This is a genomic window from Paracoccus marcusii (assembly GCF_006151785.1).
GTDB lineage: Bacteria > Pseudomonadota > Alphaproteobacteria > Rhodobacterales > Rhodobacteraceae > Paracoccus > Paracoccus marcusii.
Genome location: NZ_VDDD01000158.1, coordinates 1 through 1,326, shown reverse-complemented (window position 1 = coordinate 1,326; position 1,326 = coordinate 1). Strand labels below are relative to the sequence as shown.

Here is a 1,326-nt window from a genome sequence, read left to right as displayed (position 1 = left end):
CGGTGTCTTTGAACGCGGTGGCCGCAAGGCGCCGGTGATCGATGAGGATCAGGTCCGGGATCTGCATGCCAAGATCGGGGAGCTGGCGGTGGCCGACTCTTTTTTGGAGAGAACGCTGAAGTCCTGGGGCGGGAAGTGATGAGGCATTGGAACGCCATTGGTCCGAGAGACGATGCCGAACGGCATGGTCGAACGCGACCATCCGGACCTGTCGATCGGCCGGCAGCGCGCTCTGCTGCAGGTCCCTCGTTCGTCGTTTTACCATATGCTGCAGGGTGAGACGGACCAGAACCTCGCGTTCGCCATGGACCTCGAACCAGGGGCGGCCACATGGGTCACTGCGGTTGATCAACGTGCAGTTCCTCGACACGCCTTTCCTTGGCGTCCGTCAGATGACCTGGCACCTGCGCAGTTGCAGGGACCGTGGCCCCAGTGGGGCCGCGCAAGCCCGAAAACGGCCACAAGGTGAACGAAAAGCGGATACGTCGGCTTATGCGCCTTATGGGTCTGATGCCGATCCACCAGAAGCCCAACACCAGCCGGCCGACGAAGGGACACAAGACCTACCCCTATCTGGCTCGCGCGGCCTGCGTGCGGACCGGCCAAATCAGGTCTGGTGTGTGGACATCACCTATCTGCCGATGCGTCGCGGCGCTCGGCATGGCCTCGGACCGGTGGCGGCTCATGCCTCGCTCTCCCTGGTGGCGATCATGGACTGGCACACCCGCATGGTCCTGGCGTGGCGGATCTCGAACATCGAGCCATGGTCCGCCACTGGTCCGAGGGCCATGGCGAGGGGACGCCGACTTCTGCGTCGAGGCGCTGAACGAGGCCATCTATCGGTTCGGACCGCCGGACATCATGACCATGGAGCATGGTCGCGCCATCGGTCCAAGCGGCCATGCGACGTCAAGGGTCCCACTTCACGTCGTTTGCCTGGACAGACCGCCTGCGACGGTCGGGCGTCCGCATCTCGATGGATGGCAAAGGCGTTCGCAAGCGCACCTTGGGCACCATCTTCATCGAGCGCTTGTGGCGCACCCTGAAATACGAATGCGTCTACCTACAAGCCTGGGAGACCGGATTGCAGGCACGCACCGGTGTCCGCAACTGGATGGAATTCTACAACCACCGCCGCCCGCACAAGGCCCTTGGCGGCCGACCGCCGGCAGTGGTCTGCTCACTGACAGCAGAAGCAACGCAACCCGATCAGCAGGAGCAGATCAGAGCTTGAAAAGCGCCAGATCCTGTCAAAAGAATGGGGAGAACAACACGTTGGACGCCTCTGTGGAAGTGTAAAGGCGAAGCCATTGTGCAGCCGATCTG

The 1,326-nt window shown here is 62.5% G+C and carries 1 pseudogene; it reads left to right on the top strand.

Going from position 1 to position 1,326, the window contains the following annotated elements:
• Positions 1 to 465: 465 nt before the first annotated feature.
• A pseudogene (locus FHD68_RS19940) lies at positions 466 to 1,168 on the top strand (integrase core domain-containing protein); the annotation flags it as partial.
• Positions 1,169 to 1,326: the final 158 nt, after the last annotated feature.